Origin of the sequence: Micromonospora sp. NPDC023814 (assembly GCF_040639595.1) — a bacterium.
Lineage (GTDB): Bacteria > Actinomycetota > Actinomycetes > Mycobacteriales > Micromonosporaceae > Micromonospora.
In genome coordinates, this window is record NZ_JBFAAF010000035.1 from 45,029 (window position 1) to 70,369 (window position 25,341).

Sequence of the window (25,341 nt, forward strand, 5' to 3'; positions counted from 1 at the left end):
GGAGATAAGAGGATTGTTCGCACTTATCCCGTCGCGCCTGGTTACGGTATGCGCAGGGCGATGCACACAGTGATGTCGTGACGGGAGAGAGGACCCGACCATGCGAGTGCCCAGCCGAAGTCCCGGGCAGCAGCCCGGGCCCTCCGTCACACCCGCAGCCCGCGCCCGCCGGCGGGTGCCCGGCACGCCGCCCCGCCCCGCCCCGCCGGACCTCGACGCCTACCGGGCGGCCGTCGCCGACCTGCTGGTCGAGGTGGGCGCCCTGGCCGGGGCGTCCTGCACGGCGGCGCGGCAGGTGCTGATCGACGACCGGCTGCGCGAACCCGCGATCGCCGCGGTGCTCGACGCCACCCCCCAGGGGCTCGTCGGCGCCCGCGAGACGCTGCTGCTGGAGATGGCCCGCTACCAGCCCAACCCGCGCAGCTCCGCCGCCGACCTCACCGCACTGGTCCGCATCTACCTGCTCTCCCGCGTCGACGTGATGTGGTGGCGCGACGCGCCGACCTTCCTCACCGACGCCCAGGTCGACGCCAGCCCCGACCTGGTCGACCTGGAGTGGCTGCGCCGCCGCGACCTGCTCCGCTTCTGCTACACCGAGCAGCCGAAGACGCTGTTTGGACGCGGGATGCGGGCGGCCCGGCGCCGGCTGCGGCCCGACGCCACGCCGCGCACCGCCGGGCTGCGCTTCCGGCGGGCCCGCCGGGAGGTCGTGGCGCTGCTCAACGACATCGGCCGGGAGTTCGCCGCCAACACCCCGCCCGCCACCCCGCCGCTGTGGGTGACCAGCCTGGTCCGCAGCGCCGAGCACCAGCACCGGCTGCGCCGCCTCGGGTACGCCGCCATGGTCCCCAGCGGCCACTGCCTGGGCTGGGCGGTCGACGTCGAGCTGGCGTGGTTCGACCGCTTCGGCGTCCGGGACACCCTCGCCGAGCTGCTGCTGGCCAGGCAACGGGCCGGCGAGGTCAACGTGGTCGACGAGGGGCAGGCGTGGCACCTGTGCCTCGCGCCCGGCAGCGGCCGGCGGCTGCGCCGGGCGTACGAAGCCGAGATGGGGGTCTGAGTCGGTGTGCGGCATCGCGTTGAGCCTCGGCCCCGAGGCCGACCCGGCGATCTTCCGGCGGATGCTCGCCACCCTGGCCCCCCGCGGCGAGGTCACCGAGGCCCGCTACGAGAACGGCCTGCTCGCCGGCACCCGACGGCTGAAGGTGGTGGACCGGGAGCGCGCCGTGCAGCCGTGGACCTCCGTCGACGAGCGGTGGCTGCTCTGCTACAACGGCGAGGTCTTCAACCACCACGAGCTGCGCGCGGAGCTGGTCCGGCTCGGGCACCGCTTCCGCAGCGCCAGCGACACGGAGGTCGTGCTCGCCGCGTTCCTGCAGTGGGGCGAGGGCATGGTCACCCGGCTGCGTGGCGAGTACGCCTTCGCCGTCGTGGAACGGGCCACGGGCCGCGCCTGGCTGGTCCGGGACCCGCTCGGCGTGAAGCCCCTGTACTGGGCCCGGACGCCCGGCTGCCTGCACGTCGCCAGCGAGGTGAAGGCGCTGGTCGGGCACGGCGTCCCGATCGGCGAGGTGCCGCCCGGGCACCACGGCTGGGCCGAGCCCGACGGGCAGGTCCGGCTGCGCGCGTACGTCGACCTGCTCGCCCTCGGTGACGGGCTGTCGGTGGTGGACGACCCGGACGAGGCCGCCCTGCTCGTCCGTGCCGCCCTCACCGACAGCATCCGAATGCGCGTCGACACCGACCTCACCGTCGGGGTGGTGCTCTCCGGCGGGCTGGACAGCTCGCTGGTCCTGCTGCACGTGCGCGAGACGCACCCCGACTGCGTCGCGGTCACCGTCGGGGTGCCGGACAGCCCCGACGTGGCGTACGCGCGGCGGTTGGCGCGGGACCTGGGGGTGCCGCACGAGGTGGTCGAGCTGCGCCCGCGCGACATCCGGCTGGCCGACATCCGGGAGGCCATCCGGATCTCCGAGCTGACCGAGTACGGCGACATCATCAACGCGGTGGTCTCCGTGCCGCTCTTCCGCCGGCTGCGCGAGCTGGGCGTGAAGGTGGTGCTGACCGGGGACGGCTCGGACGAGCTGTTCGGCGGCTACCCCATGTACCACGAGGTCGGCCCCGAGGCGTCCCGCCGGCTCTTCCTGCACAAGATCCGCAACCTCTGCCGTACGGAGTTGCAGCGCGTCGACCGGGCCAGCATGGGGTACGGGGTGGAGGCCCGCGTGCCGTTCCTCGACCTGAGCGTGGTCGAGCTGGCGATGCGGCTGCCGATCGGGCTGAAGATGCGCGAGGGGCAGGAGAAGTGGATCGTCCGGCGGGCCTTCGCCGACCTGCTGCCCGACTACGTCCGGCGTCGGCCGAAGAACCCGATGTCGTACTCGTCCGGCCTGCACGAGCGGGCCCGGCTGTACAAGCCGCTCTTCGCCCGGCTGCACCGGTCGTTCGGCTACCACCTGCTGGAACCGGTCCGCCGCGACTTCGACAGCGTGCTCACCCGCTGCGGCAACGACCTCGACCGGGCGCTCGCGGCCGGCCGGGCCCGGCCCGACTACACGGTGCTGGAGCACGCCCGGGACCTGGTGGGCGCGGCGAAGTGGAACGCCGCGCCGATGGTGCGCCGGCTGGTCGGCCCGCGCCGCACCCGGGGCGACGAGGCCCCGCTGCCGGGGTGAGGTGACGCCTCGGGTCGACTCTGGCACCGGGCCGGCGTCGATCGTAGGGGCCATGTTCACCGTCGGAGATCGGGCCGGCGCCGGTCGGCGTGCCCCCTCTGCGCGTGGCAGATCGGGCCGGGGGTAACACCGGAGCCATGACGGAACTGGACGTGGTGGTGGTCGGGCAGGTGGCGCGGGACCTCGTGCTGCTGGTCGACGAGGTCCCGGAGGCCGGCGGCACGGCCCCCGTGCGGCGCCGGCGCGAGCTGCTCGGCGGCAAGGGGGCCAATCAGGCCGTCGGGCTCGCCCAGCTCGGCGCGTCGGTCGGGCTGCTCGCCGTGGTCGGCGACGACGAGGTGGGGGAGCGGCTGCTGGCGCAGGCGCGGGCCGACGGGATCGACGTTGCGCGGGTGCTGCGCCGGCCGGGCACCCGTACCGGGCTCATCGTCGACGTGGTCGACGCGGAGGCCCACTGGCGCTACCTGGAGGACCTGCCCGAGGCCACCCTGCTCACCCCCGAGGACGTGGCCGGGGCGGCCGACGCGCTGCGCGCCGCGCGGGCCGTCCTGGTGCAGCTGCAACAACCGGCGCGGGCCGCCCTGGTCGCGGCCCGGACCGCCCGGGAGGCCGGCCGGCTGGTCGTGCTCGACGGCGCCCCGACCGACCCGGCCGACGCCGACGAGTTGCTCGCTCTCGCCGACGTGCTGCGGGCCGACGCGCAGGAGGTCGAGCTGATCACCGGCGACGCGCCGCGGGACGCCGAGGGCGGGCTCGCCGCCGGGCGCAAGCTGCTGCGGCGCGGCCCGTCCCTGCTGGCGATCGAGGTGGCCGGGGAAGGTAACGCGTTCGTCTGGCCGGACGGCGAACTGTTCCTGCCGCTGAGCCGGACACCCACGGTGGACAGCACCGGCGCCGGGGACGCGTTCGTCGCCGCGTTGGCCGTCGGTCTGCTGCGTGGCGAGCCTCGCGACCGGGTCGCCCGTCACGCCGTGGCGGCCGCCGGCGCCACCGTCGGCCACCCGGGCGGCCGCCCGGCGCTGACCGACGAGGCGATCCGGGAGCAGCTCGACCGGATCCCCGCCGGCTGACCGTCCGGGCGCCGGTCCCGCGCCGGGGCGACCGTTCGGCCGGTGGACAACCCTCGATTCCTGCCCTAGCGTCCAGAGGATATGCGGAGGACTCTCCTGGGCGCCGGTGTCGCCCTGCTGCTCGCCTTGACCGCCTGTTCCAGTGTGGAGTCCGGCCCGCCGGCGCCGGGAGCAGCGACGCCCGCCGGCACGCCCAGCGCCTCCCGGCAGGAGCCGGGCGAGGTCGAGAAGACCCTGGCCAGCCTGCGCAAGGTCAACGACCTTCCGCTGTACGAGATGACCTACGTCGGGGCGTACGACGCGACGGTCGGCACCGACGCGCGTCCGGCGAAGGCGTTCGGCTGCTCCCTCTTCGCCGCCACCGGCGACCCGGCCCGGCCGTTGTTCGCCCGCAACTTCGACTGGGACGCCAACCCGGCGCTGGTGCTGCGCACCGATCCTCCCGACGGGTACGCCTCGATCTCGGTGGTGGACATGTCCTACCTCGGGGTGGGCCCAGACCCGACCGGCGACCGGCGGCTGCTCAACGCGCCGCTGCTGCCCTTCGACGGGATGAACGAGCGGGGGCTGGCAATCGGGCTGGCCGCCGACGACGGCGCGCGGGCCGTCGCCGACCCCGGCAAGGCCACCGTCGGGTCGGTTCGCATCCAGCGTCTGGTGCTCGACCAGGCGGCTACGGTGGACGAGGCGGTGGCCGTGTTCGGGCGGTACAACCTCGACTTCACGGACGGGCCGCCGCTGCACTACCTGCTCGCCGACGCGACCGGGGCGTCGGCCGTGGTCGAGTTCGTCGACGGGAAGATGTCGGTCGAGAAGGGGCGGGGCGACTGGCGGGCGCTGACCAACGTGCCGGTCGTCGGGGTGGACGAGCAGCGTCGCCGGGCCGACCACCGCTACGGCGTGATCGCCGCGGCCCTCGACCGGACGGGCGGCACGGCGGACGCCCCGGCGGCGTTCGAGATCCTCAACGACGTACGCCAGTCGCACACCCGCTGGTCGGTGACGTACGACCTGCGCAGCGGCGAGGTCCGGCTGACCACCGCGACCGGCGGCGGCGAGCGGCGTTACCAGCTCCCGGTGAGCTGACTTCCGCACGTCCCCGGCGACGGAACTGGCTGCACCCGGAACGCGGGCGGGCCCGGCCCCCTGAGGTGGGGGCCGGGCCCGTCGGCGCGGTGTGCGACTACCAGCCCAGGTAGCTGGGCTGGGTCTGCACGTTCAGCTCGCGGTACCGGATGAGGTTCGCCGTCCAGGTCCGCCAGTCGGTCAGCTTCAGGACGTCGAAGCCCTTCTGCATGTCGTTGGAGTAGATGTAGCCGTTGTAGTAGTACGCGGACCAGGAACCGCCCCCGGTCAGCCGCTCGGTCGACAGCGGCCCCCGCTCCCAGAACGCGATCTCCTCGGGGTTGGCCGAGTCGGTGAAGTCGAAGACCGAGATGCCGCCCTGGTACCACGCCTGGACCATGATGTCGCGCCCGAGCACCGGGATCAGCGAGCCGTTGTGCGCCACGCAGGTCTCGGTGTCCGCGTTGGGCCGGGGGATCTTGAAGTAGCTGCGGAAGACCATCGTCCGGGCGTCGCCGCTACCGGTGACGTCGTAGATGGCGTCGGCGCCCCGGTTGGGACCGATGGCCTCGTTGCAGGTGGCCGCGCCGCCGCCGCCCAGCTCGTCGGTGAAGATCACCTTGGTGCCGGAGTTGTTGAACGTGGCCGAGTGCCAGAACGCGAAGTTGACCGTGTCGCGGACCTGGTTGATGACCCGCGGGGCCTCCCGGTTCGAGATGTCCATCAGGATGCCGTCGCCCATGCAGGCGCCGGCGGCCAGGTTCTTCTCCGGGTACGCGGTGATGTCGTGGCAGCCGGTGGTCGCCGACCCGCCCGGGCGGCCCTCGTAGCCGCCGTCCGGGAAGAGGTTCGGCGTGGCCACGACCGCCGCGTCGGTGGGCTTCTTCAGCGGCACCTTGACGATGGAGATGGAGTCGTGCGGCGGCTGGCAGTCCGGGAACTCCGCCCGCGGGCTGTACGACGAGACGTACAGGTAGACCGTCTTGCGGTCCGTGCCCGGCACGAGGGTGTGCGTGTGCGAGCCGCAGGCCGTCTCCACCGCCTTGATGTAGCGCGGGTTGGCCTTGTCGCTGATGTCGAAGACCTTGATGCCCTCCCAGGACTCCTTGACCGTCGCCGACGATCCGGTGCTGTTGCAGGAGTCGTCGCTGCGGGGCGCGTCGGTGGAGAGGAAGAGCAGGTCGCCGTGGACGGAGATGTCGTTCTGCGACCCGGGGCAGTAGACCTGCGACACCACCGTCGGCGCGGTCGGCCGGGAGATGTCGTAGACGACGAACCCGTTGTAGTTGCCGGCGAAGGCGTAGCGGCCCTGGAAGGCGAGGTCGCTGTTCGTGGCGTCCAGCGGGGCCTGCTTCGGCAGGTTGGCGACCTGCCGAAGGTTGGGGCTGCTGACGATCTCGTCGACGCCGGGGATGGTGTAGGTGGTGTCCACCGTGCCGGAGGGCGCCGAGGGTGCCGCGACCCCGGCATTCCCCGGTGGGGCGGTGGCGACGCTGGCGAGGAGGAGGCCGGCCGCGGCCAGGCTCACGGTGGTGAGCCGCCGGGCCCGCGGCGTGCGAAGTGTGATCATCGGCGAGGCCCTTCGCAAGGGGGTGACGATTGTCGACACCTTACCGTCCGATGAGGTGCGTCGATGTGACCTGGGTCACATGTTGGTGTCTCCGTCAATGGATACGATCGCCATGACCTCTACCGGGGGAGTGGCCCATGACCAACCGACGCGCACGGATCCTGTCCGTCGTCACATCCGTGTTCGTGGTGTCGGTGGTGGCCGTCGTCCTGTCCCGGTCCGGCGACGACTCGACCGCGCCCCGCGCGCAGCCGGTCGCCGCACCCGCCTCGGCGTCGGCGCCCGTCGATCCGGCCCGGCCCGCCGTGATCGTGCCGGGCCGACCGGGGGAGACCGCCGCGGTCCGCCCCGCCGAGGAGCTGCGCGACGCCGCCCCCACGTCCCGGCACAACTCCATGGACGTCTGGTTCGTCCGGATGATGATCCCGCACCACGCCCAGGCCCTGGAGATGGCCGCGCTGGCCCCGGACCGCGTCGCCGACCCGGACCTGCGCGCCCTCGCCGAGCGGATCCGGGCCAGCCAGGGCCCGGAGATCGGCATGATGCGGGGTTGGCTGGAGACCCGCGGGCTCTCCCCGGACGTGCCGGGGCACGACCACGGGACCATGCGGGGCATGCAGGCGCCCGAGGCGATGCGCCAGCTCGCGGCCGCCCGGGGCGCCGAGTTCGACCGGCTCTTCGTCCGGATGATGACCGAGCACCACCGGGGCGCGGTCCAGATGGCCACCGACCTGCTCAAGGTCGGCGCCGACCTCACCCTGTCGGAGTTCGCCAACTCCGTCGCCACCGAGCAGGCCGTCGAGATCGACCGGATGCGCGACGTGCTGGCCCCCTGACCCGGCCGGGCGGTCCCGCCGGGCGCGCGGTGACCCGGAGGCGGCGGCACGTACGCTGGGTGACCGTGAACCGCACGATCTTCGGCCGCCCGCTGCGCAGCGTCGCCTTCGACGTCTTCGTCGCTGGCCTGGTGGTGCTCTTCGGCCTCGCCGGCCTGGTGAACCAGCCCGGCGGGTGGAAGGCCGCCCTCGTCGGCGCCGCGATGGCGGTGGCGCTGCTGTTCCGCCGGTCCCACCCGTCGGCGGTCGCCGCCGTCGTGGCGGTGCTCGCGCTGGTCCAGGTGTTCGCCGGCTGGGGCCCACTGGCCTTCGACGTCGCGGTGCTGGTCGCCCTCTACAGCGTCGTGAAGTACGCCGACCGGCTCCGCGACGGCGTCCTCGCCGGAATCACCGCCGCCGTCGGGGTGATCCTCGCCGCCCTCCAGACCGAGAGCACCGTCGCCTGGTGGGCGACCGCGATCTATATCGGGCTGGTCACCGGGGCGGTCTGGCTGGTCGCGCTCAACGTGCGGACCCGCCGGCTCTACGTGCTCAGCCTGGAGGAGCGGGCCGCCACCCTGGAGCGGGAACGCGAGGCGGAGGCGCGCGCCGCCGTCGCCGGGGAGCGCACCCGCATCGCCCGCGAGCTGCACGACGTGGTGGCGCACAGCATGGCGGTCATGATCGTGCAGGCCGACGGGGCGCGGTTCATGCTCGACCGCGACCCGGAGACCGCCAGGAACGCGGTGAAGGTGGTCGCCGACACCGGCCGTCAGGCGCTAGAGGAGATGCGCCGGCTGGTCGGCGTACTGCGGGAGCCGAGTCCACCTGACGCGGCGGCCGGCCCCGGCCCGACGGACGAGCCCGACGGCGCGGGGGTGGCCGCCGACCCGGAGCACCGCCGGCTGGCGCTGACCGAGCTGCCCGCCCTGCTCGACCGGTTCCGCGCCGCCGGCCTGCGGGTGCACCACACGGTCACCGGGCAGCCCGTGCCGCTGCCGGCCGGCCTGGAGCTGACCCTCTACCGGGTCGTGCAGGAGGGGCTGACCAACGCGCTCAAGCACGCCGGGGTCGGCGCCGGCGTCGAGGTCACCCTCGACCACGCCCGCGACGCCGTGGTGGTCCGGCTGCTCGACGACGGGCGCGGCCGCCCGCCGGTCAGCCCGGCCCCGTCCGGCGGGCACGGCCTGGTCGGCATGCGCGAGCGGGTGAGCGTGTACGACGGCAGCCTCACCGCCGGTCCGCGACTGGCCGGGGGCTGGCAGGTCGAGGCGCGGCTGCCGCTACCGTCGACGCCCGGGACGACGGAGGTGATCGCGGCATGACGGTCCGCGTGGTGATCGTGGACGACCAGGCGCTGGTCCGCGCCGGCTTCCGGATGGTGCTGGACTCCCAGCCCGACCTGGAGGTCGTCGGCGAGGCGATCGACGGCGCCGACGCGCTGCGGGTGCTGACCCGGGTCGAGGCCGACGTGGTGGTGATGGACGTCCGGATGCCGACCATGGACGGGGTGGAGGCGACGCGCCGGATCTGCCAGGACCGTCCCGCCGGGTCGCCCCGCGTGCTCGTGCTCACCACCTTCGACACCGAGGAGGACGCCTTCGCCGCGCTCCAGGCCGGCGCCAGCGGCTTCCTGCTCAAGAACGTCCCGCCGGAGGAGCTGCTCGCCGCCATCCGGGTGGTCGCCCAGGGCGACTCCGTGGTCGCCCCGTCCATCACCCGCCGGCTGCTCGACCGCTTCGCCGGCAGGCTCGGCCCGGGCCCCGCCGAGGACCCGCGCCTCGCCCAGCTCACCGAACGGGAACGGGAGATCCTCCTGCTGGTGGCGCAGGGGCTCTCCAACGCCGAGATCGCCGCCCGGGTGCACGTCGCCGAGGCGACCGTGAAGACGCACGTCGGGCGGATCCTGGCCAAGCTCCAGCTCCGCGACCGGGTGCAGGCGGTGGTGCTGGCGTACGAGAGCGGCCTGGTCACCCCCGGCGGCTGACCCGGCGTACGACCCAGGTCGTACGGGTCCGCCCCGTCAGGGCCACCTGCGGTCGCAGCAGGGTCGAGCGCGTGGGTGGACGCCCGCGGGCCGCCGCGCCCATAGCGTCGGAGACGTCCCAGTCACGATCTCCACGGGGAGTTCCACGTGTCCGTCGCACCTCCCGCGCACGCCACCGCCGGCGTCGCGGTCTCCGCCCGCGGCCTGTCCAAGCGGTACGGCGCCGGCCAGGCCGCCGTCGTCGCCCTCGACGCCGTCGACGTCGACTTCGCCGCCGGCCGGTTCACCGCCATCATGGGCCCGTCCGGCTCCGGCAAGTCCACCCTGATGCACTGCCTCGCCGGCCTGGACCGTCCCACCGCGGGCAGCGTACGCATCGGCGACGCCGACCTCTCCCGGCTCAACGACAAGCGGCTCACCCTGCTGCGCCGCGACCGGGTCGGCTTCGTGTTCCAGAAGTTCAACCTGCTGCCGGCGCTGACGGCCGAGGAGAACATCGTGCTGCCGCTGGCGATCGCCGGCCGCCGGCCGGAGCGGGCCTGGCTGCGCCAGGTCGTCGCCGCGGTGGGGCTCGCCGACCGGCTCGGCCACCGGCCGGCCGAACTCTCCGGCGGGCAGCAGCAGCGGGTGGCGGTCGCCCGCGCGCTGATCACCAAGCCGTGGGTGATCTTCGCCGACGAGCCGACCGGCAACCTGGACTCACGCTCCGGCGCGGAGGTGCTGCGCCTGCTCCGCGAGGCCGTCGACACCCTCGGCCAGACCGTGATCATGGTCACCCACGACCCGACGGCCGCCGCGCACGCCGACCGGGTGGTCTTCCTGGCCGACGGCCGGCCGGTGCGGGACCTCACCGCGCCGACCGCCGAGCGGGTGCTCGACACCCTCGCCGGCCTCGACTCGGCGCGCGTGCCGGCCGCCGGCCGCGAGGCGGTGGCCCGATGATCCGGCTGACCCTGCGCCAGCTCCGCGCCGAGGCGCTGCGCCTGCTGCTCTCCTCGCTGGCCATCGTGCTCGGCGTCGCCTTCATCGCCGGCACGCTGATCTTCGTCGACGGAATGCGCGCGGGAGCGTACGACCGGGCCGGGACGTTCGACCGGCACACCGACCTCGCCGTGTACTCCGCCACCAAGGACCCGCTGCCGACCGCGCTGGTCGACCGCGTGCGCGCGCTCGACGGGGTCGCCGCCGCCGAGGGGGAACTGCTCGGCTCCGGCGGGATCGTCGGCGCCGACGACCGCCCCGTGCTCGGCTACGCCGTCCTCGCGGCGGTCCCCGTCGACCCGGCGCTGCGCTCGTACGACGTGGTGGCCGGGCGGCTGCCCGACCGCCCCGGCGAGGTGGTGCTGGACGCGCCCACCGTGGCCGAGGAGGGCTTCACCCTCGGCGGGCCGGTACGCGTCGGCGGCAGCGGGGGAGCGGCCCGCCCGTACACCCTGGTCGGCACGGTCGACGTGGCCGGCACCCCCCGCGACGTCGGCGGCCCGTTCATCGGCCTGGTCGGTGCGGACGCCATGGCCGTGACCGGGCAGCGGGGCTACGACCGGATCATGGTGGCCGCCGACCCGGGCGTGACCGACGCGGCGCTGGCCGACCGGGCCGCCGAGGCGGCCGGAGCCGCCGCGACCGTCAAGACGCGCCAGCGCATCCTCGACGACGCGGTCGAGGACGCGGTCCGCGACCTGCAGCAGTTCAACATGGTGCTGCTGACCTTCGCCGGGGTCGCGGTGGTGGTCGCCGGGTTCGTCATCGCCAACACCTTCGCCATCGTGCTCGCCCAGCGGACCCGGCGCACGGCGCTGCTGCGGCTCGTCGGCGCGACCCGGGGGCAGCTGTTCCGGGCGGCGCTGCTGGAGTCCGCCGTGATCGGCGCCGCCGCCTCCGCGGCCGGCGTGCTGCTGGGCGTCGCCCTGGCCGGCGGCATGAACCAGCTCATGACGCGGCTGGACGCGCCGGTCTCCGGCGGGCTCACCCTCACCGCCCCGACCGTGCTGCTCAGCCTGCTGCTGGGCACCGCGATCACGGTCGGCGCCGCCCTGCTGCCCGCGTGGCGGGGCACCCGGGTGCCGCCGGTCGCCGCGCTCACCGACGCGGCGGTCCAGCCCGCCCGCGGCGCCGGCCGGCTCCGGCTCGCCGTCGGTGCGCTGGTCTTCGTCGCCGGCATCGCCGCGCTGGTGGTGGCCGCGTCCGCCGTCCAGGTGGTGCTGGTGGCGCTCGGCGGGGTGCTGACCTTCTTCGGCCTCGTGCTGTTCGGGCCGGTGCTCGTCCCGGCGCTGGTGCGGGTGCTGGGCTGGCCCGCCCGGAAGCTGTTCGGCGCCACCGCCGGCCTGGCCGTGGCCAACGCGGTACGCAACCCGCGCCGCATCGCGGCGACCGCGACCGCCCTGGTCATCGGCATCGGGCTGGTGTCGGCGTTCGTGGTGGGCGCGCGCAGCACCAAGGACGGCATCGAGCGCAGCGTGGACGCCGAGATCGGGGTCGACTGGCTGGTCACCGGGATCGGCGGCGACCTGCCCGCGCCGCTCGTCGGCGAGCTGCGCGCCCGGCCCGAGCTGGCGGTGGTGCACGAGCAGCGCAGCGCCGTCACCGCCGACGTGGAGGTCCGGGCCGCCCACCCCGCCCTGGTCGGCCGGACGCTGACCGGGGTCGTGGCGGGCGACGTCGACCGGCTCGCGCCCGGGTCGGTGCTGGTGCACCGGGAGTTGGCGCAGGCGCGGGGCTGGACGACCGACTCCACCGTCACCGTGCGGGGCCGGTCGTTCCGGGTGGCCGCGGTCGTCACCGACGACGGGCCGGTCCTGGCCGGCAGCTCCGTCCCGGCCGGTCACGTGATCGACGTGGTGGACGCCGACTTCACCGCGCTCTTCCCCGCCGAGCGGGGTTACCTGGCCGAGATCGACCCCGCCGACGGCGTCACCGCCGACCAGGCGCGGGCCGCCATCGAGGCGGTGGTCGCCCGCTACCCGACGGCCAACCTGATGGACCAGGGGGCGTACAAGAAGATGCTCACCAGCACGGTCGACATGCTGCTCGCGTTCGTCACCGCGCTGCTCGGCCTGGCCGTGGTGATCGCGCTGGTCGGGGTGGCGAACACGCTGAGCCTGTCGGTCGTGGAGCGGACCCGGGAGAACGCCGTGCTGCGGGCGGTGGGCCTGACCCGGGGCCGGATGCGGGCCGTGCTGGCCGTCGAGGCGGTGCTGATGGCGCTGGTCGGCGCGCTGCTCGGGGTCGGCCTCGGCACCGGCGTCAGCGCGGCCGCGATGGCCCTGCTGGCCCGGATCAGCGGGGACTTCGCCGTGGTGCTGCCGCTGGGCCAGCTCGGGTTGATCCTCGGGGTGGCCGTGGTGGCCGCCCTGGCGGCCTCGGTGCTGCCGGCCCGTCGGGCGCTGGCCCGGCCGGTGGTCGAGGCGCTCGGCGACCAGTGACATCCGCCGGCCGGTCCCGTCGCCCGCCCGGGTGGCGGGACCGGCCAGCGGTGCCGGGTCTAGAGGTGCTCCACCACCGGCCCGGAGCACCGGTTGCGGGAGTCGAAGACGTACCGGGCGTGCCGGACGACCAGGTCGTAGTCGAAGACGTCGTGGTCGGTGACCACCACCACCGCGTCCGCCGTCCGGATCTCCCGCTCGGTCAGCTCCACCACAAGGACCCCGCCGGGGATGTGGTGCGGCTCGGCGTACGGCTCCACCGCCCGCACGTCCGCGCCGAGCGCCTGCAGGCGGCGGGCCACGTCGACCGCGGGGGAGTCGCGCATGTCGCCGGTGTTCTTCTTGTACGCCAGCCCGAGCAGCAGCAGCCGGGCCCCGCTGATCGTCCGGCCGGTCCGGTTCAGCCCGCCCATGATCCGCTGCGCCACGTGTTCGGGCATCTCGTGGTTGACGTCGTTGGCCAGCTCGATGAACCGGAACTGCCGCCCGAGGCGTCGCTTGACCTGCCAGGACAGGTAGCACGGGTCGATCGGCAGGCAGTGCCCGCCGACGCCGGGGCCGGGCCGGAACGGCATGAATCCGAACGGCTTCGTCTCGGCCGCCTCGATCGCCTGCCAGACGTCGATGTCCAGGTGGTGGGAGAGCATGGTCAGCTCGTTGATCAGGGCGATGTTGACCTGGCGGAAGGTGTTCTCGATCAGCTTGGTCAGCTCGGCCACCTGGGTGGAGCCCACCGGCACGGTCCGCTCCACGATCCGCCGGTAGAACCCGTCCACCCGGGCGAGGGAGTCCGCGTCCACCCCGGAGACGACCTTCGGGGTGTTCTCCAGCCGCCACGTCTGGTTGCCCGGGTCGATCCGCTCCGGGCTGTAGCCGAGGTGGAAGTCGCCCGGACTGCGCAGCCCGCTGGCCGACTCCAGCAGCGGGCGCAGCAGTTCCTCCGTGGTGCCGGGGTAGGTGGTCGACTCGAGGACCACCGCGCAGCCCGGCCGGACGTACGGGCCGATGCCGATGCCGGCCTGCTCGACGAAGCTGAGGTCGGGCGTGCCGTCGCGCAGCGGCGTGGGCACCGTGATCACGCAGATGTCGAAGCCCTCGGCGTCGGCGTACTCGGTGCTCGGGTGGTACCGGCCGCTGGCCAGCGCCCGGCCCAGCCGGTCGGCGGGGATGTCCTCGACGAACGACTCGCCCGACGCGAGCCGCTTGACCCGGTCGGAGTCGACGTCCAGGCCGATCACGTCCAGGCCGGCCTCGACGGCCCGCATGGCCAGTGGCAGGCCGACGTACCCCTGGCCGATGACGACCAACTTCTCAACGCTCACCCGGACTCCCGAGGCAGACGGAAACAACCTGCTTGGGAGCCTAGAGCGATCTCTGTGCCTGTAAGTCCGTTTTGGGATTACCGGTGCTGCCGGGGTACGCGGAGTGTCGGCAGTGCGTCACCGTGAGCCCGGAACGGCGGGGATCGCCCCGCCGGGGGCGCGGCGGCACGGGTGCCGAGATCAGGCCGAACGGTCCGTCGCCGCGCCGCCGCCCCCGCCACCCGGGTTGTTCGTGTCGTCCGTCGGCGTGCTCGGCCCGCCGCTCGCCGGGGGCGTGGGCCCCGTCGGCGGGTCCGAAGAAGAGCCGTCGCTGGGCGTCGGATCCGTGCTGCCCGTCGGCTCCGGGGATTCCGGGCCGGCCGTCTGGCTCGGCTGGGGCGACTCCGGCGGCACGGTGGCCGACGGCGACGGGCTGGAGGTGGACCCGGCGGGCCGGAACGGCCGACCCCGGTCCGGGTTCTGCTCCTGCTCGGTCGGCGCCTCCGCGCTCGGCACGGCGGCCGGCGCCGTCGTCTTCGGCACCTTCACCGCGGGCGCGTCGGCGTCGCTCGTCGCGCCGAGCGCCGCGCCGAGGCCCGCCAACGCCACCAGCACCGCCGCGGCCGCGCCCACCAGGGGGCCGCGGCGCTTCTTCCGCCCGGCCGCTGCCGGCACGACCGGGACGTCGGTGCGGGTGCCCGGGTCGGCGCCGCGCAGCGCGGCGACGCCGGGGGCGGGCACCATGGCGGTCGCCGCCGACGGGTCGGAGACCGCGGCGCGGGCGGCCTGGGCCATCGCGGCCCCGCTGCTGAACCGGTCGGCCGGATCCTTGGCCAGGGCGCGGGAGACCAGCGCGCGAACGGCCTCCGGGATGTCGTGCGACAGCTCCGGCGGCTCGTCGTCGAGGTGCCGGACGGCGACCTGGAGCGGGTTGTCGCCGGTGAACGGCGGGCTGCCGCTCAGGCAGCAGTAGGCGACGGCGCCGAGGGCGTAGATGTCGGTGGCCCCCGAGACCGGTCGGCCGGCGGCCTGCTCGGGCGCCATGTAGAGCGCGGTGCCGGGCACGGCGTTGGTGCTGGTGATGCTCGTGACGTTCGTCGACCGGGCCACGCCGAAGTCGACCAGCACCACGCTGCCGTCCTCCTGGACCAGCAGGTTGCTCGGCTTGACGTCGCGGTGCACGATCCCGCCGAGGTGCGCGGCGTGCAGGGCCTGCGCGACCTGGGCCACGATCGCCATCGTCTCGCCGACGTCGATCCGGCCGGCGGCCTCGATCCGCTTGGACAGCGGCTGGCCGGTCACGAACTCCATGACCAGGTAGTCGGCCCGGCCGCCGTCGGGCAGGTCGTCCTCTCCGCAGTCGAAGACCTGGACGATGCCGGGGTGCCGCAGGGCGGCCATGATCCGTGCCTCGGCGCGGAAGCGGGCGATGAAGTCGGGGTCGGAGACCAGGGCGGGCAGCAGGACCTTGACCGCGACCTGACGGCCGAGGACGAGGTCCTTGGCCCGCCAGACGTCGCCCATGCCGCCCGTGGCGACACGCTCGTCCAGGCGGTACCGACCGCTGAGTACGACCTCCGATGACAACACAGCACCACCGTACCCAGAGCGGCGGAGAACGGCGCGCGGTGAGCGGGCCGGTCCGCCGGCGCGGGCCGCCCCACGGGGGGCTGTGTGCCGACGGTCGCCTCCGATACGGTGTGACCGCCCGGGGACGCCCCGTGACGAGATTCGCCGGTCGCCACCGTACGCTGGACGAACGCCCCTCCGCCGCAAGCGTGCGCGGGCGCAGCGTCCCGGGCGCGCGCCGCGTTACGGCGACCCGCCACCCGGTCGGGTAGATAATTCTCACTCTTTTGCCGACCGGGGCCGACTTGTCCGATCGGCCCGGTGCTCCTACCGTTAGCCCGACTCGGGCCCGCCCCACGGCGTCGCCGGCGCCGCGCCGCCGGCCGTGCCGCCGTGGCGAGAGTCCAGAACTACCGTCCGGGCCGCTGCGGTCCCGGGCGTGACCAGGTCAGCGGGGGGCTGAGGGTGCGGGATCAGGTCCGGGTGCCGGACCGTGCTGGCGTCGCGCACGTCCGGGTCGGCGTGCGCCACCCCGGTGCGTCCGGGAAGCGGAGGCGGCGGTCCCGTGTCCGCTGAGCTGAACGACGCGGTCGCGGCGGCACAGGCCGGCGACGAGGACGGCTTCCGGTTTCTCTACCGCAGCCTTCAGCCCGGTCTGCTGCGGTACCTGACCGCCCTGGTCGGCGCCGACGCCGAGGACGTCGCTTCGGAGACGTGGCTGCAGATCTCCCGCGACCTGCCCAGCTTCACCGGCGGCGAGTTCCGGGCGTGGACGGTGACCATCGCCCGCAACCGGGCCATGGACCACCTGCGGCGGCAACGCCGCCGTCCGTCGCTGCCGGTGCCGGTGCAGGCGCTCAGCGAACTGGCCAGCGACGCCGACACCGCCGAACGGGCCGGCGAGACCATCGGCACCGAGGCGGCGCTGGCGTTGATCGCCACCCTGCCGCCCCGCGAGGCCGAGGCGGTCCTGCTCCGCGCCGTCATCGGGCTGGACGCCGAGACCGCCGGGCGGGTGCTCGGCCGCCGGCCCGGTGCCGTGCGCACCGCCGCCCACCGGGGTCTGCGCCGCCTCGCCGCCCTGATGGCACGCTACGACCTGTCCCAGCCGCCGGCCGACCCCGAGGGAGCCACCCCGCCGCGTCCGCGCGCCGGTCGGCGGCAGGCGCCGCACGCCGAGCCGGCGGACGGTTGACGTGAGGGGAATCAGATGACCTTCCGCCGGAGCGAGCGGCCCGCCGACCGGGCCGAGTCCGACCGGCTGCTCGACGCGGCCCGCGCCGGCTCGCCCGACGCCGCCGACCCGGAGTCGCTCGCCCGGCTGCTCTCGGCCGCGGCGGCCCCCGCCCGCCCCGGCGAACTGGCCGGCGAGGAGGGCGCGCTGGCAGCCTTCCGGGCCGCCCGCGCCGCCGCGCCCGCCACCACCGCCGCGACGCGGCCACCGCGCGGACGCCGGTTCACTGCCGGCGCCGTGGCCTGGGCCGCCGGAATCGCGGTCACCGCGACGGCGGGCGCCGCCTTCGCGGCCGTCACCCTGGACCGCCCCGACGACCCGGCCCCGCCGCCGCGCCCGGCCACGCCGGCACCGGCCACCGGTACGGAGCAGGGCGGGTCGACCGGCGCCACCGGCAGCGGCGGCACCCCCTCCGACACGCCCACCGACGGCTCGCGCGGCCCGTCCGCCGCCCCCACGTCCGGTGCGGCCACCCCCGGCGCCCCGGGCGGTGGCGGGCCACGACCGTCGGAGCAGCGCACCGAGCAGATGTGGGGGCTCTGCCAGGCGTACCTGGCCAAGCCGCCGGCCCAGCGGGAGAAGGCGCTGGACAACCCCGCGTACGCCGGCGTGGTGACCGCGGCGGGCGGCCGGGAGCACGTCGACGACTTCTGCCGGAAGCTGGCGCCCGAGGCCGAGCCGAAGAACGCCGAGCCCACGACGGCGCCGTCCCCGGAGGCGACCGGCTGATCCCCTGCTCGTTCCGGCCGACCCCGCGAAATCCGTCTGTTAGAAACAGAAGTGGTGGGCCGCCGACGCCCTGCCGATGACGGTGGGTGGCGCTACGGTGGCACGGTCCGGAAGTCGGCGCGGGGAAGGGAGCCCGTCCTGTGGTGACGTCGCCGGAACTCGACCGGAGCATCGTCCTGCGGGAGCGCGCCGCAGCCGCCGGTCACCTCGCCCGGATCTGCTTCAAGACCGGCCCGCCGACCCACACCGGCGTCGAACTCGAATGGACCGTGCACGACGCCGCCGACCCCGCCCGCCCCGTCGACGGCGAGCGGCTCCGGGCGGCGCTGGGGCGGCACAGCCCCCCGACCCTCGACCGCGCGAGCCCCGCCGCACCGCTCCGTCACGGTGGCACCGTGACCGTCGAGCCCGGCGGGCAGCTGGAGATCTCCACCGCGCCCCGCACCTCGCTCGCCACCCTCGTCCAGGCCACCGACGGCGACATCGCCCAGCTGAGCGGCCTGCTTGCCGCCGCCGGGCTGGTCCTCGGGCAGAGCGGCATCGACCCCCACCGGCCGCCCCGGGCGGTGGTCGAGACCCCCCGCTACCGCGCCATGCGGCACGTCTTCGACCGGCGTGGCGCCGCCGGCCGGACGATGATGTACAGCACCGCCGGCCTGCAGGTCTGCCTGGACGCCGGGGAGCCGGAGCACCTGCCGGCCCGCTGGGCGACGGTGCACGCGCTCGGGCCGCCCCTGCTGGCCGCCTTCGCCACGGCCGACCGGCACGCCGGCCGGTCCACCGGCTGGGCGTCCGCGCGCATGGCGGCCTGGTTCGCCATCGACCCGGCTCGCACCCGGCCGGTGTGGACGCCGGAGCGGGCCGACGTCGACCCGGTCGCCGCCTGGACCGACTACGTCCTCGCCGCGCCGCTGCTCTGCGTACGCGGTGGCGGTCCCGACTGGACGCCGCCGCCGGCCGTCAGCTTCGCCGACTGGGTCGACGGGGCGCTGCCTCGACCGCCGACCACCGACGACCTCGACTACCACGTGAGCACACTGTTCCCGCCGGTGCGCCCCCGGGGCTACCTGGAGCTGCGCTACCTCGACGCACAGCCCGGCCGGGGCTGGGCGGTCGCGCTCGCGGTGGTGGCCGCCCTGCTCGCCGAGCCCGGCACCGTGTACGCGGCCCGCGTCGTCGCCGGCCCGGTGGCGCACCGCTGGCGCGCCGCCGCCCGGCACGGCCTGCGCGACCCGGCGCTGGCCGCCGCCGCCGTGGAGCTGTTCGACCTGGCCCTGACCGCCCTGCCCCGGCTCGGCCTGCCGGCGGCCCTGCACGACGACATCGACCGAGGCGTACGGCGGCGACGGGCCGCCGCGGGGAGGAGGCACGCGTGACCGGAGCGACCACGCAGCGGCCGGGCGCGGAGCAGTTGCGCAGCCGGATCGCGGCGGAGCTGGAACGCACCCGCGCCCGCACGGCGCTGCTGACCGAGGCGGTCGACGAGGCCGACCTGATGCGGCAGCACTCGCCGCTGATGTCCCCGCTGGTGTGGGACCTCGCGCACGTCGGCAACCAGGAGGAACTCTGGCTGGTCCGGGACGTGGGTGGCCGCGAGCCGGTCCGGCGGGACATCGACGACCTGTACGACGCGTTCAAGCAGCCCCGCCGGGACCGCCCGTCGCTGCCGTTGCTGCCGCCGGAGGAGGCCCGCGCCTACCTGCTCACCGTCCGCGACAAGGTGCTCGACCTGCTGGACCGGGTCGCGTTCACCGACCGTCCGTTGGTCGCCGACGGCTTCGCCTTCGGCATGATCGTGCAGCACGAGCAGCAGCACGACGAGACGATGCTCGCCACCCACCAGCTCCGCACCGGCCCCGCGGTGCTGCACGCCCCGCCGCCGCCGGAGCCGCGGACCGGGGTCGGCGGCGAGGTGCTGGTGCCGGCCGGTGAGTTCACCATGGGCACCGACACCGACCCGTGGGCGCTGGACAACGAGCGTCCCGCGCACCGGGTCCACCTGCCGGCGTACGTCATCGACGCCACGCCGGTGACCAACGGCCGCTACCGCGAGTTCATCGCCGACGGCGGCTACGACGACCCGCGCTGGTGGAGCCCGGCCGGTTGGCGGCACCGCCGGGAGGCGGGGCTGTCCGCGCCGATGCACTGGCGGCGCGACGGCGACGGCTGGGCCTACCGGCGCTTCGGGCGGTGGGCCCCGGTCCGCGACGACGAGCCGGTGGTGCACGTCTGCTACCACGAGGCGCAGGCGTACGCGGCCTGGGCCGGTAAGCGGTTGCCGACCGAGGCGGAGTGGGAGAAGGCGGCCCGCTGGGATCCGGCCACCGGCCGTTCCCGCCGCTACCCATGGGGCGACGACGACCCCACCGCCGCGCACGCCAACCTGGGGCAGCGGCACCTGTGGCCGGCCCCGGTGGGTGCCTACCCGGCGGGCGCCTCGCCGCTGGGCGTGCACCAGCTCGTCGGCGACGTGTGGGAGTGGACCTCCACCACCTTCCGGGGACATCCGGGCTTCACCGCGTTCCCCTATCGCGAATACTCGGAGGTCTTCTTCGGCGACGACTACCAGGTGCTGCGGGGCGGGTCGTTCGGCACCGACCGGGCCGCCTGCCGGGGCACCTTCCGCAACTGGGACTACCCGATCCGGCGGCAGATCTTCAGCGGCTTCCGCTGCGCCCGCGACGCCCGGCCCGAGGAGTCGCAGCCGTGAGGACGGCCGCCTGATGTGCCGCCACCTGGCCTACCTGGGGCCGCCGGTCACCCTCCGGGAGCTGCTGTTCGACCCGCCGTACGCCCTGGTGCGGCAGTCCTGGGCCCCGCGCGACATGCGCGGCGGCGGGACGATCAACGCCGACGGCTTCGGCGTCGGCTGGTATCCGGGCTCCGGCGAGCCGGTGCGCTACCGGCGGGCCCAGCCGATCTGGAGCGACCCCACGATCGCACAGCTCGCGGCGGTCACCTCCGCCGGCGCGGTGCTGGCCGCCGTCCGTTCCGCCACGGTCGGCATGGCGGTGCTCGACGGGGCCGCCGCCCCGTTCGCCGAGGGGCCCTGGCTGTTCAGCCACAACGGCGTGGTGCGGGGCTGGCCCGACACGATGGTCCCGCTCGCCGGCACCCTGCCCGTACGCGACCTGCTCACCCTGGACGCGGCCACCGATTCGGCGCTGCTTTGGGCGCTGGTCCGGCACCGGCTGCGGGCCGGGGTGAAGCCTGCCCGCGCGATCGCCGAAACCGTGACGGCGGTGGCCGTGGCGGCCCCCGGGTCCCGGCTCAACCTGCTGCTCACCGACGGCCACACCGTGGTGGCCAGCGTGGCCGGGCACGCGCTGTCGATCCGCGCGACCCCGGCCTCGGTGCTGCTGGCGTCCGAACCGCACGACGACGACCCCGGCTGGCAGGCGGTGCCGGACGGGCAACTGGTGGAGGCGACCGCGACGGGGGTGCGTCTACGCGCCCTCGCCGAGGTCTGACCGCCGGCCGACAGGGACGTTCCGACGACGAAGGGGAAGACATGGGCGCCGAGCCGCTGGAGATCCACCTCGAGGAGCAGGACCTTGGCCGCAGCCTGCGGGAGGACGTCCGCGCCGGCCTGACGGCCGAGCCCAAGTGGCTGCCGCCCAAGTGGTTCTACGACGCCCGTGGCAGCGAGCTGTTCGAGGAGATCACGCGGCTGCCGGAGTACTACCCGACCCGGGCCGAACGCGCCGTGCTGGCCGAACGGGCGGGCACGATCGCCGAACTGACCGGCGCGAAGACGCTGATCGAGCTCGGTTCGGGCTCGTCGGAGAAGACCCGGCTGCTGTTGGACGCGTTCACCCGGCGGGGCGGCCTCGGCACGTTCGTGCCGCTGGACGTTTCGGTCAGCGCCCTGCGCCAGTCCACCGTCGAGATCGCGGCCGACTACCCGGGGCTGCGGGTGCGCGGCATCGTGGGGGACTTCACCCGTCACCTGGACCGGCTGCCGACCGGCGGGCGGCGGCTGGTGCTCTTCCTCGGCGGCACCATCGGCAACCTCCTGCCGGCCGAGCGGGCGCGGTTCCTGGGCGCGATGCGGGGCGCCCTGGAGGCGGGGGACTGGCTGCTGATCGGCACCGATCTGGTCAAGGACCCAGCGGTCGTCGTGCCGGCGTACGACGACGCGGCCGGGGTCACCGCCGAGTTCAACCGCAACGTGCTGCGGGTGGTCAACCGGGAGTTGGGCGCCGACTTCGACCCCGAGGCGTTCGCCCACGTGGCGCTCTGGGACCCGGCGCGGGAGTGGATCGAGATGCGGCTGCGAGCGCTCCGGCCGATGCGGGTCCGGGTGCTCGACCTGGCGGTCACCTTCGCCGAGGGCGAGGAGTTGCGCACGGAGGTGTCCGCGAAGTTCCGGCCCGAGGGCATCGCCGCGGAGCTGGCGGCGGCCCGCTTCGCCGTCCAGGGCTTCTGGACCGACCCGGACGACCTGTTCGGCGTCACCCTGGCCCGCGCGGAGTGACCGGAACCGGCCCGGCCGGCGGCGCGTGACGATCTTCACCCGTGGTGCCCGGCCCGGCCGGTGGTCGGCTAGGCTGGGCGGCGCGAAGGGGAGTAGCCCCCAATGTCGTGGTCGACACACTGGTGCGTTCCGCATCCGGCCACGCGGCCTCGTCATCCGGGGCGGGCGAGACCTTCGACTCAGGCTGTCGCAGCCGGGTCGAGGGCGCCCCCATACCTCCTCCCGGCGTGATCCGGAAGGATGTCATGGAAGGTTTCCTCGTCGCGCTGGTGGTCAGCTTCGGCGTCATCTTCGTCGCCGAGCTGGGCGACAAGTCCCAGCTGATGGCCCTGACCTTCGCCACCCGCTTCAAACCCGTACCGGTCCTGATCGGCATCACCGTCGCCACCGCCGTCGTGCACCTGGCCTCGGTGGCGATCGGCTACGGCCTCGGCGCCGCGCTCCCGACGGAGTGGATCTCGCTGGTGGCGGGCCTGGCGTTCCTCGGTTTCGGCGCGTGGACCCTGCGCGGGGACACGCTCACCGAGGAGGAGAAGCGCAAGGCCGAGAAGACCAGCAAGTCCGCCATCGTGGCGGTGTCGGTCGCGTTCTTCCTGGCGGAGCTGGGCGACAAGACCATGCTCGCCACCATCACCCTCGCCACCAAGTACGGCTGGTTCGGCACCTGGCTCGGCTCGACGGTCGGCATGGTGGCGGCGGACGCGCTGGCCATCCTGGTCGGGCGGATGCTCGGCCGGAGGCTGCCGGAGAAGACCATCAAGTACGGGGCCGCCGCGCTCTTCGCCATCTGCGGCCTCTGGCTGATCCTGGAGGCGGTCGCGCAGCTCACCTGACGCCGACTACCGCCCTTCGGGCCGGGTAAGGCCAGCGGGTGGGCGTCGAGGAGGTGCTGCGCCACGGCTACCAGTCGCTGGTCACCGCGGTGGAGGTCGCCGGCGCGGTGGTCATCTTCGTCGGCGCGGCCTGGGCGGCGCTGCGGTTCGTGGTCGAAGGGCTGCGGCACCGCAGCGCCGCCGTGTTCACCCCGATCCGGCTCTCCCTGGGGCGGTTCCTCACCCTCGGGCTGGAGTTCCAGCTCGCGGCGGACATCCTGCGTACGGCGGTCTCGCCGAGTTTCACCCAGATCGGGCAGCTGGCGGCCATCGCCACCATCCGGACCGCGCTGAACTACTTCCTCGGTCGGGAGATCCGCCAGGAGCAGCGGCAGGTGGGGGACACGGAGCACGCCAGGTGACCCGTGTCCTGGCCACCGCCACCACCGCGCTGGCCACGTTCGCCGGCCTGGCGGCGCTGGTCGGCACGCGTTCCTGGCGCTGCGCGCTGCGGGTACTGCTGGACCTGCTCACGGCCGCCGGCCTGCTGCGGCTGGCCGTCGACCAGGGCTGGGCGGAGTTGGCGGCCGCGGCGGCGATCGTCCTGCTGCGCCGGCTGCTGTGGGCCGCGCTCACCGGCGCGGCGCCGCCGCGACTATCGGCGGCCTCCAGCGGGCAAGAGGATCACCACCTACCGTTGCGGTAGGAGGCGAAACCGGAGAAAGCGGGAGGACTGCCACATGAGCAAGCATGACGAGCCGAACGAGTACGGCTTCGCCGGAGGCGCCACCGCCCCGCAGCCGCCGGCCGGCGGGCGGGCCGACGAGCAGGACCGGGCGGAGGAGGTGGCGGTGCCGGGCGACGACCTGATGGAGCCGGTCAGCGACGCCCTCGCCGACGAGCAGGAGGAGCGCCGGGCGGCCGAGCGGCGCCGCTGACCCGTCCGGGCTCCGGCGGGCCGGTCGTCGTCCCGCCGGAGTTCCGCTCGGCTTCCGGCCGCGGCCCTCCGGGTCAGCCGTCGGCCGTCAGGGTCAGCCGTCGGCCGTCCGGGTCAGCCGTCCCCGCGCTGGTAGACGTCCGGCACGCCGTCGTGGTCGGCGTCCACGCGTTCCGCCTCGGCGATCCGCCGGTAGGCGGCGTTGCGCCGGACCAGCACGACCGCGGCGAGCAGCGCCGCGATCACCGAGCCGGTGAGCACGGCCGCCTTGACGTTGTCGTCGGCCGCGGTGCCGGCGCCGAACGCGAGTTCGCCGATCAGCAGGGAGACGGTGAACCCGACCCCGGCGAGCAACGCCACCCCGAGCAGGTCGGTCCAGGTGATGTCCTCGTCGAGTTGGGCCCGGGTGAAGCGGGCGAGCAGGAACGTCGAGCCGAAGATCCCGACGGCCTTGCCGGCCACCAGGCCGGCGACGACGCCGATCACGATCGGGTCCGTGACGATCGCGCCCAGGTCGGCGCCCCGCAGCGACACCCCGGCCGCGAAGAACGCGAAGACCGGCACGGCGAAGCCGGCAGAGACCGGGCGCCAGCGGTGCTCCAGGTGCTCGGCGAGCCCGTGCGGGTCGCCGTCCCTGCCCAGGACCGGCACCGTGAAGCCCAGCAGGACGCCCGCCACCGTGGCGTGCACCCCGGAGGCGTGCACGAGCGTCCACGCGGCCACCGCGAGCGGGATCAGGGCCCACCACCAGGTCCTGCGGCGCTGCACGAGCAGGCCGAAGGCCGCGATCGGGGCGAGCGCGGCGAGCAGCGGCAGCGGGCTGAAGTCGTCGGTGTAGAAGATCGCGATGACGGTGATCGCGAGCAGGTCGTCGACCACCGCGAGGGTGAGCAGGAAGGCCCGCAGGCCCTGCGGCAGGTGGGAGCCGATGACGGCCAGCACGGCCAGGGCGAAGGCGATGTCCGTCGCGGTGGGAATGGCCCAGCCCCGCAGGCCGTCGCCGCCGGCGGCCAGGTTGACCGCGACGTAGATCAGCGCCGGTAGCGCCATTCCGCCGACCGCCGCGACCACCGGCAGGGCCGCTCGTCGCGGGTCCCGCAACTCGCCGACGACGAATTCCCGCTTCAGTTCCAGCCCGACCACGAAGAAGAAGACCGCGAGCAGGCCGTCGGCCGCCCAGGCGGAGAGGCTCAGGTCGAGGTGCAGGCTCGCCCCGCCGGCCCACGGCACCCAGCCGCCGAGGGCCTGGTAGGCGGACTCCCAGGGCGAGTTCGACCAGACCAGCGCGATCACCGCGCCGAGCAGGAGGAGACCGCCGCCGACCGTCTCGGTCCGCAGCACGTCGGCCAGGAAGCGGGCCTCCGGCCAGGACGTACGCGAGAAGAGCCGGCGGGTCGGGCGGGAGGGGCCGGTGTGCGGGGCGCGGTCGCTCATGCGCGAGGTCCACCTTGGTGTCGGGGCAGCAGGGGGCATCTGCCGACCAGGCTTCCCGGCACACCGTCACCGACCCTATCCATCGCAGCCGCCACCGGCGAGTCGGGACGGTTCGCCGTCGGAAACGTCACGCCCGTTCGTTTCTCCCCGCGTCCCGGAACGCCGCACGCCCGTTTGTCGGTTGGTGGGTCGGGCGTGGATGTCAAGGGGTGAAAATGCATAACTCAGGACATAGGTCGTATGA

The 25,341-nt window shown here is 74.7% G+C and carries 23 protein-coding genes; 19 read left to right on the plus strand and 4 right to left on the minus strand.

Going from position 1 to position 25,341, the window contains the following annotated elements; all coding sequences use genetic code 11:
• Positions 1–100: 100 nt before the first annotated feature.
• From AB0G14_RS20045 to AB0G14_RS20060, 4 genes are all read left to right on the plus strand, one after another.
• Positions 101–1,060 (plus strand): DUF5715 family protein, encoded by a 960-nt coding sequence (locus AB0G14_RS20045; RefSeq protein ID WP_357699424.1) that lies wholly within the window; start codon positions 101–103, stop codon positions 1,058–1,060.
• A 4-nt stretch (positions 1,061–1,064) separates the two neighbouring features.
• Positions 1,065–2,675 carry an asparagine synthase-related protein gene (locus AB0G14_RS20050; RefSeq protein WP_357699426.1) on the plus strand — a complete coding sequence of 537 codons (1,611 nt, stop codon included), beginning with the start codon at positions 1,065–1,067 and terminating at the stop codon, positions 2,673–2,675.
• A 137-nt stretch (positions 2,676–2,812) separates the two neighbouring features.
• Positions 2,813–3,745 (plus strand): PfkB family carbohydrate kinase, encoded by a 933-nt coding sequence (locus AB0G14_RS20055; RefSeq protein WP_357699428.1) that lies wholly within the window; start codon positions 2,813–2,815, stop codon positions 3,743–3,745.
• An 81-nt stretch (positions 3,746–3,826) separates the two neighbouring features.
• Positions 3,827–4,831, plus strand: a complete 1,005-nt coding sequence (locus AB0G14_RS20060; protein WP_357699430.1) for a linear amide C-N hydrolase — start codon at positions 3,827–3,829, stop codon at positions 4,829–4,831.
• 97 nt (positions 4,832–4,928) lie between these two features.
• Here AB0G14_RS20060 and AB0G14_RS20065 read toward each other — a convergent pair whose 3' ends face one another.
• Positions 4,929–6,380: a hypothetical protein gene (locus AB0G14_RS20065; protein ID WP_357699432.1), complete on the minus strand. Its 1,452-nt coding sequence runs from the start codon at positions 6,378–6,380 to the stop codon at positions 4,929–4,931.
• 137 nt (positions 6,381–6,517) lie between these two features.
• On the opposite strand from AB0G14_RS20065, the gene AB0G14_RS20070 reads away from it, so the two are divergent.
• The 5 genes from AB0G14_RS20070 (at position 6,518) to AB0G14_RS20090 (ending at position 12,604) form a co-directional block, all read left to right on the plus strand.
• Complete coding sequence (locus AB0G14_RS20070; RefSeq protein WP_357699434.1) at positions 6,518–7,216, plus strand: DUF305 domain-containing protein; 699 nt, start codon at positions 6,518–6,520, stop codon at positions 7,214–7,216.
• A 59-nt stretch (positions 7,217–7,275) separates the two neighbouring features.
• Positions 7,276–8,520: a sensor histidine kinase gene (locus AB0G14_RS20075; protein WP_357699436.1), complete on the plus strand. Its 1,245-nt coding sequence runs from the start codon at positions 7,276–7,278 to the stop codon at positions 8,518–8,520.
• Positions 8,517–9,182, plus strand: a complete 666-nt coding sequence (locus tag AB0G14_RS20080) for a response regulator transcription factor (RefSeq protein WP_357699438.1) — start codon at positions 8,517–8,519, stop codon at positions 9,180–9,182. Before AB0G14_RS20075 ends, AB0G14_RS20080 begins: the two co-directional genes overlap by 4 nt.
• Before the next feature lie 147 nt (positions 9,183–9,329).
• On the plus strand, positions 9,330–10,124 hold the full coding sequence (locus tag AB0G14_RS20085) for an ABC transporter ATP-binding protein (RefSeq protein ID WP_357699440.1): 795 nt from the start codon (positions 9,330–9,332) through the stop codon (positions 10,122–10,124).
• Complete coding sequence (locus tag AB0G14_RS20090; protein ID WP_357699442.1) at positions 10,121–12,604, plus strand: FtsX-like permease family protein; 2,484 nt, start codon at positions 10,121–10,123, stop codon at positions 12,602–12,604. Before AB0G14_RS20085 ends, AB0G14_RS20090 begins: the two co-directional genes overlap by 4 nt.
• 59 nt (positions 12,605–12,663) lie before the next feature.
• On the opposite strand, the gene AB0G14_RS20095 is transcribed toward AB0G14_RS20090, so the two are convergent.
• Both AB0G14_RS20095 and AB0G14_RS20100 read right to left on the minus strand, forming a co-directional pair.
• Entirely contained in the window at positions 12,664–13,926 is a 1,263-nt protein-coding gene (locus AB0G14_RS20095; RefSeq protein ID WP_357699444.1) for a nucleotide sugar dehydrogenase, read from the minus strand.
• Positions 13,927–14,106: 180 nt separating this feature from the next.
• Entirely contained in the window at positions 14,107–15,495 is a 1,389-nt protein-coding gene (locus AB0G14_RS20100) for a protein kinase (protein ID WP_357699446.1), read from the minus strand.
• A 544-nt stretch (positions 15,496–16,039) separates the two neighbouring features.
• Between AB0G14_RS20100 and AB0G14_RS20105 the strand changes: the two genes are divergently transcribed.
• From AB0G14_RS20105 to AB0G14_RS20150, 10 genes are all read left to right on the plus strand, one after another.
• Entirely contained in the window at positions 16,040–16,669 is a 630-nt protein-coding gene (locus tag AB0G14_RS20105; RefSeq protein ID WP_357699448.1) for an RNA polymerase sigma factor, read from the plus strand.
• Between the two features lie 15 nt (positions 16,670–16,684).
• Positions 16,685–17,437: a hypothetical protein gene (locus AB0G14_RS20110; protein WP_357699450.1), complete on the plus strand. Its 753-nt coding sequence runs from the start codon at positions 16,685–16,687 to the stop codon at positions 17,435–17,437.
• Between the two features lie 140 nt (positions 17,438–17,577).
• Positions 17,578–18,813: an ergothioneine biosynthesis glutamate--cysteine ligase EgtA gene (egtA, locus tag AB0G14_RS20115; RefSeq protein WP_357699452.1), complete on the plus strand. Its 1,236-nt coding sequence runs from the start codon at positions 17,578–17,580 to the stop codon at positions 18,811–18,813.
• 35 nt (positions 18,814–18,848) lie between these two features.
• Complete coding sequence (egtB, locus tag AB0G14_RS20120; RefSeq protein ID WP_357699481.1) at positions 18,849–20,147, plus strand: ergothioneine biosynthesis protein EgtB; 1,299 nt, start codon at positions 18,849–18,851, stop codon at positions 20,145–20,147.
• Between the two features lie 13 nt (positions 20,148–20,160).
• Positions 20,161–20,907 (plus strand): ergothioneine biosynthesis protein EgtC, encoded by a 747-nt coding sequence (gene egtC, locus AB0G14_RS20125; protein ID WP_357699454.1) that lies wholly within the window; start codon positions 20,161–20,163, stop codon positions 20,905–20,907.
• 41 nt (positions 20,908–20,948) lie between these two features.
• On the plus strand, positions 20,949–21,914 hold the full coding sequence (gene egtD, locus AB0G14_RS20130) for an L-histidine N(alpha)-methyltransferase (protein WP_357699456.1): 966 nt from the start codon (positions 20,949–20,951) through the stop codon (positions 21,912–21,914).
• 245 nt (positions 21,915–22,159) lie between these two features.
• Complete coding sequence (locus AB0G14_RS20135; protein ID WP_357699458.1) at positions 22,160–22,747, plus strand: TMEM165/GDT1 family protein; 588 nt, start codon at positions 22,160–22,162, stop codon at positions 22,745–22,747.
• A gap of 38 nt (positions 22,748–22,785) precedes the next feature.
• Positions 22,786–23,148 carry a DUF1622 domain-containing protein gene (locus AB0G14_RS20140; RefSeq protein ID WP_357699460.1) on the plus strand — a complete coding sequence of 121 codons (363 nt, stop codon included), beginning with the start codon at positions 22,786–22,788 and terminating at the stop codon, positions 23,146–23,148.
• Entirely contained in the window at positions 23,145–23,432 is a 288-nt protein-coding gene (locus AB0G14_RS20145; RefSeq protein ID WP_357699462.1) for a hypothetical protein, read from the plus strand. The genes AB0G14_RS20140 and AB0G14_RS20145 overlap by 4 nt, the downstream gene beginning before the upstream one ends.
• 34 nt (positions 23,433–23,466) lie before the next feature.
• The gene (locus AB0G14_RS20150) at positions 23,467–23,664 is read left to right on the plus strand and encodes a hypothetical protein (protein ID WP_357699464.1); all 198 of its coding nucleotides are present in this window, start codon (positions 23,467–23,469) and stop codon (positions 23,662–23,664) included.
• 113 nt (positions 23,665–23,777) lie between these two features.
• On the opposite strand, the gene nhaA is transcribed toward AB0G14_RS20150, so the two are convergent.
• Positions 23,778–25,097, minus strand: a complete 1,320-nt coding sequence (nhaA, locus tag AB0G14_RS20155) for a Na+/H+ antiporter NhaA (protein ID WP_357699466.1) — start codon at positions 25,095–25,097, stop codon at positions 23,778–23,780.
• Positions 25,098–25,341: the final 244 nt, after the last annotated feature.

Excerpts from the sequence above, each read along its gene's own strand:
- AB0G14_RS20055 (WP_357699428.1), top strand. The coding sequence starts at position 2,813 with ATGACGGAACTGGACGTGGTGGTGGTCGGGCAGGTGGCGCGGGACCTC.
- AB0G14_RS20080 (WP_357699438.1), top strand. The coding sequence starts at position 8,517 with ATGACGGTCCGCGTGGTGATCGTGGACGACCAGGCGCTGGTCCGCGCC.
- nhaA (WP_357699466.1), bottom strand. The coding sequence starts at position 25,097 with ATGAGCGACCGCGCCCCGCACACCGGCCCCTCCCGCCCGACCCGCCGG.
- AB0G14_RS20070 (WP_357699434.1), top strand. The coding sequence starts at position 6,518 with ATGACCAACCGACGCGCACGGATCCTGTCCGTCGTCACATCCGTGTTC.
- AB0G14_RS20110 (WP_357699450.1), top strand. The coding sequence starts at position 16,685 with ATGACCTTCCGCCGGAGCGAGCGGCCCGCCGACCGGGCCGAGTCCGAC.
- AB0G14_RS20135 (WP_357699458.1), top strand. The coding sequence starts at position 22,160 with ATGGAAGGTTTCCTCGTCGCGCTGGTGGTCAGCTTCGGCGTCATCTTC.
- AB0G14_RS20150 (WP_357699464.1), top strand. The coding sequence starts at position 23,467 with ATGAGCAAGCATGACGAGCCGAACGAGTACGGCTTCGCCGGAGGCGCC.
- egtC (WP_357699454.1), top strand. The coding sequence starts at position 20,161 with ATGTGCCGCCACCTGGCCTACCTGGGGCCGCCGGTCACCCTCCGGGAG.
- AB0G14_RS20045 (WP_357699424.1), top strand. The coding sequence starts at position 101 with ATGCGAGTGCCCAGCCGAAGTCCCGGGCAGCAGCCCGGGCCCTCCGTC.
- AB0G14_RS20090 (WP_357699442.1), top strand. The coding sequence starts at position 10,121 with ATGATCCGGCTGACCCTGCGCCAGCTCCGCGCCGAGGCGCTGCGCCTG.
- AB0G14_RS20060 (WP_357699430.1), top strand. The coding sequence starts at position 3,827 with ATGCGGAGGACTCTCCTGGGCGCCGGTGTCGCCCTGCTGCTCGCCTTG.
- AB0G14_RS20065 (WP_357699432.1), bottom strand. The coding sequence starts at position 6,380 with ATGATCACACTTCGCACGCCGCGGGCCCGGCGGCTCACCACCGTGAGC.
- egtD (WP_357699456.1), top strand. The coding sequence starts at position 20,949 with ATGGGCGCCGAGCCGCTGGAGATCCACCTCGAGGAGCAGGACCTTGGC.